4 protein-coding genes are annotated in these 4,317 nt (G+C 47.3%); all 4 read right to left on the bottom strand.

The window, feature by feature from the left end:
• The coding region (pepN, locus tag B7X71_RS12580) for an aminopeptidase N (RefSeq protein ID WP_293600911.1) at window positions 1-1,295 on the bottom strand (1,295 nt) is incomplete at its 3' end.
• Window positions 1,296-1,329: 34 nt separating this feature from the next.
• The gene (locus B7X71_RS12575; protein ID WP_215387426.1) at window positions 1,330-1,905 is read right to left on the bottom strand and encodes a TMEM165/GDT1 family protein; all 576 of its coding nucleotides are present in this window, start codon (window positions 1,903-1,905) and stop codon (window positions 1,330-1,332) included.
• Window positions 1,906-1,979: 74 nt separating this feature from the next.
• The gene (gene ald, locus B7X71_RS12570; RefSeq protein WP_293599497.1) at window positions 1,980-3,098 is read right to left on the bottom strand and encodes an alanine dehydrogenase; all 1,119 of its coding nucleotides are present in this window, start codon (window positions 3,096-3,098) and stop codon (window positions 1,980-1,982) included.
• Window positions 3,099-3,108: 10 nt separating this feature from the next.
• A partial coding sequence (locus B7X71_RS12565; protein WP_293600910.1) for an amino acid permease occupies window positions 3,109-4,317 on the bottom strand: 1,209 nt, incomplete at its 5' end.

Genomic DNA, 4,317 nt, shown 5'->3' with positions numbered 1-4,317 from the left:
AAATCATCGCATGTCACCGCTTGACCATCGTGACGCTTAAAGTAAAGATCCATGCCTTTACGGAAACCTTCAAGACCTAGCAAGGTTTGGTACATGCGCACTACTTCAGCGCCCTTCTCATACACAGTCACGGTATAGAAGTTATTAATCTCTTGATATTCATCTGGACGAATGGGGTGCGCCATCGGACCCGCATCCTCTGGGAATTGAAGTTGACGCAATAAACGCACGTCTTCAATACGCTTCACTGCCCTGCCGGACTCACTACCCATTTGATCAGCAGAGAACTCTTGATCGCGGAACACAGTCAAGCCTTCCTTCAAGGAGAGCTGAAACCAATCTCGACAAGTAACTCGATTACCAGTCCAGTTATGGAAGTACTCATGAGCTACTACGCTTTCAATATTGGCAAAGTCGGCATCTGTTGCTGTCTCTGGCTGAGCGAGTACAAATTTAGTATTGAAAACATTGAGACCCTTGTTCTCCATTGCACCCATATTGAAATCGCTTACCGCCACAATCATGAAGCGCTCAAGATCGAGTTCTAGGCCATAACGTTTTTCATCCCAATGAATCGAAGCAATTAAAGAATCCATTGCATGACGAGTCTTTTTCAGGTCATGTGGCTCCACCCAAATTTGCAGTAACTTCTGAGCGCCACTACTGGTGGTGATAGTTTCCTCAATGCATTCCAACTTACCAGCAACTAAGGCAAACAAGTAAGACGGTTTTGGAAATGGATCCTCCCAAACAGCGCTATGCCATCCATTCGGTAATTTTTCTGTACTAATGAGATTGCCGTTTGACAGTAATACTGGGCACTCTGCTTCACGCGCACGCAGTGTGACGCGATAGCGCGCCATGACGTCTGGTCTATCCAGAAAATATGTAATCTTTCTGAATCCCTCTGCTTCGCACTGGGTAAAGAAATTGCCATTAGAGACATACAGACCCATCAGCGAGGTATTTTTCTCAGGCACGCAGACACAAATGATTTCAACAATGAAAGCTTGCTTACCTTCATTGGGCAATGCATGAATAGTTAATGTTTCTGGTGTCAGTTCAAATTGACGATGGGCTTCGCCATTAATACGCAAACTCACAAACTCCAGCTCATGGCCCTGCAGTAGCAAAGGCGTGCCAGCCTCATGACCAGCACCTGGCAAGACCTCTAGGCGACTCTTCACAATTGTCCTAGCGGGATCTAGAGCAATATCTAAGTCAACCTGTGAAAAGGTGTAATTGGGAGCTCGGTATTCGAGCCTGCGGAAGCTCTGTGGCAGATCAGTTTTCATGGGGTAATTTTAAGCCCCGTAGACCAATTTCGCCCTAACCCCAGATGAGGGTGGCGACACCAATGGCGATGAAGGTCACAGCAGCTACAGCATGTACCCATTTAATCGGCATGCGTTTAGTGAACTTCTGACCAATCCAAACAGCTGGAGCGTTGGCCAACATCATCCCCAAAGTGGTGCCAATGGTGACCGAGACAACATCGGAATATTTGGCGCCCAGAGCGATGGTGGCAATTTGGGTCTTATCCCCCATCTCGGCCAAGAAAAATAGTCCAACCGTGAGCATGAATACCTGAAGGGCTCTATCAGCTACCTTAGATCCAGCTGCATCATCAATGTGATCAGGCACCAAGAGCCAAAGACCTATTCCTAGAAAGCTCAAACCTAAAATCCATTTAAGAATGTCTGGACTCATAAAGGTAGTGAGCCAATGCCCTAGCAAGGCTGCGCAAGCATGGTTGGCAATTGTCGCAATCAATATCCCACCAATAATGGCGAGAGCTTGTTTTGGGTAGCGGGCAGCTAACATCAAGGAAAGCAGTTGGGTTTTGTCGCCCATCTCAGCCAGAGCGACTACGCCAGTAGAAAGAGCTAATGCAGATAAGTCCATTCTTGGAATGATAGAGGAAAGCTTGGGAACCAAAACCCCCAAGCTATTCCACACCTACGACTTCGATGAAGCTGCTATGCAGCCAACAACTCTTCTGCGGATACAAAATCGACCTTCTGGGCTTTAGCAACTGGCTCAGAAGTGAGATTTCCTCGATGCACACTTAAGCCATTGCGCAAATGGTGATCATGGGAGAGCGCCTTCACCATACCTCGATTAGCTAAAGCTTCAATAAACGGATAAGTCGCATTGGTCAATGCAAAGGTAGAGGTTCTCGCAACTGCACCAGGCATATTTGCTACGCAGTAATGGAGAACGTCATCTACGCTAAAGGTAGGATCAGCATGCGTAGTAGGCTTGGATGTTTCAAAACAGCCGCCTTGATCGATTGCGACATCCACCACTACTGCACCCGCCTTCATTTTGCGCACCATTTCTCTTGTCACCAGCTTTGGCGCTGCAGCCCCAGGTAGCAAGACAGCGCCGATCACAACATCCGCCTCACAAACCTCCAATTCAACCAAGAGTGGGTCAGCGTAGAAGGTTCTGACGCGATTGCCGTAGAGCATGTCAATCTGTCTTAAGCAGTCGATATTGCGATCGAAAATACAAACATCGGCACCCATACCCACAGCCATCTGCAAGGCATTACGTCCAACAACACCAGCGCCCAAGATAACCACCTTAGCAGGTGCTACACCTGGCACACCCGCCATCAAGATACCCAAACCTCCATTTGTTTTCTCAAGATGGATGGCTGCTGCTTGGATAGACATCCTGCCCGCAACTTCACTCATCGGAGCCAAAAGAGGCAGAGCACCATTACATGATGTAACCGTTTCATAAGCAATACAGCTTGCACCTGAGGCTAGCAATGCTTTGGTCTGCTGTGGGTCTGGAGCAAGATGTAAATAGGTAAAGAGGATTTGATCTTCACGCAACATAGCGCATTCTTGTGGCTGAGGCTCCTTAACCTTGACGATCATCTCTGCTTTTGCAAACACTTCGGCAGCACTATTGATCAAGGTGGCACCCGATAGGCGATAGGACTCATCGCTCAAGCCAATTTGCTCACCAGCTCCACGCTGCACCAGGACAGAATGTCCCTGTTTACATAAGCCCCTGACATTACCCGGGGTTAAGCCAACACGAAATTCATTATTTTTTACTTCTTGAGGTACGCCAACAATCATTTCAATCTCCTTATTTGAATTCACGACTCAGTTTTGTTTTGCGATGTAAGCCAACGATGTAGAACATGGCGAGATACACACCCAATAGACACGGACCCAATACCAAGGCAATCCGTGCATCCTCATGAAAGCCCATTAACACCACTACCAAGGTAATAAATGCCAATGCAAACCACGAGGAATAGGGCCACCAAGGCGTGCGATAGGCCAACTCGGCAACCTGGGATTGAGTCAGTGAGCGACGAAATTGAATTTGGGTGAGCAAGATTGCAATCCACACCATTAATCCAACAAAGGTAACTGCAGCCATAACGTACTGAAATGCTTTATCTGGAACGAAGTAGTTCAAGACCACCCCGGTCATACATACTGCTACCGTCGCCATCACCGCTCGATTTGGAACACCGTACTTAGATAGCTTGGCAAATGGGGAAGGCGCATAGCCATTCACTGAGAGCGCATATAAAAGTCGCCCACCACTGAAGATCCCAGCATTACAAGATGACAAAGCAGCAGTGATGACTACAAAGTTAATGATTCCAGCGGCCTCGCGTAATCCAATCCGCTCAAACATCACCACAAATGGGCTTCCTTGTTGCCCAACTTCATTCCAAGGGAAGATAGCCAAGATGACAAGAATCGCACCCATATAAAAAATCAAGATGCGCCATGCCAATGAATCAATTGCCATCGGAATAGTTTTGCGTGGATTCTCTGCCTCACCAGCAGATAACCCAATCATCTCAATACCAACGTATGCAAATAAGACCATCTGCAGGGAAAGCAACATTCCGCCAATACCGTTAGGGAAGAAACCACCATGCTGCCAAAGGTTGCTGAAGCCAATCGGATTCCAGTCATTGGTAAAACCAAAGAAGATGACTGAACTTCCCAAGGCAATCATGGCCACAATAGCAACGACTTTGATGAGAGCAAACCAAAATTCAAACTCACCAAAAACTTTTACAGCAATGAGATTGATTAAGCCCATCATTAAGATGGAAGACAAAGCCCAGATCCACTGAGGTACATCAGGAAACCAAATCCCCATATAAATACCAACAGCAGTGACTTCAGCTATTCCAACAACGATCCAGTAAGTCCAATATCCCCACCCGACCATATAACCCGCTAGCGGTCCTACGTAGGTATTGGCATATGCAGCAAATGAACCAGCAACCGGCTCATGCACTGCCATCTCACCCAAGGCGCGAAGCAC

This window comes from Polynucleobacter sp. 39-46-10 (assembly GCF_002282275.1).
The sequence above is the reverse complement of the archived record's forward strand: the minus strand, read 5'-3'. Positions and strand labels throughout refer to the sequence as shown.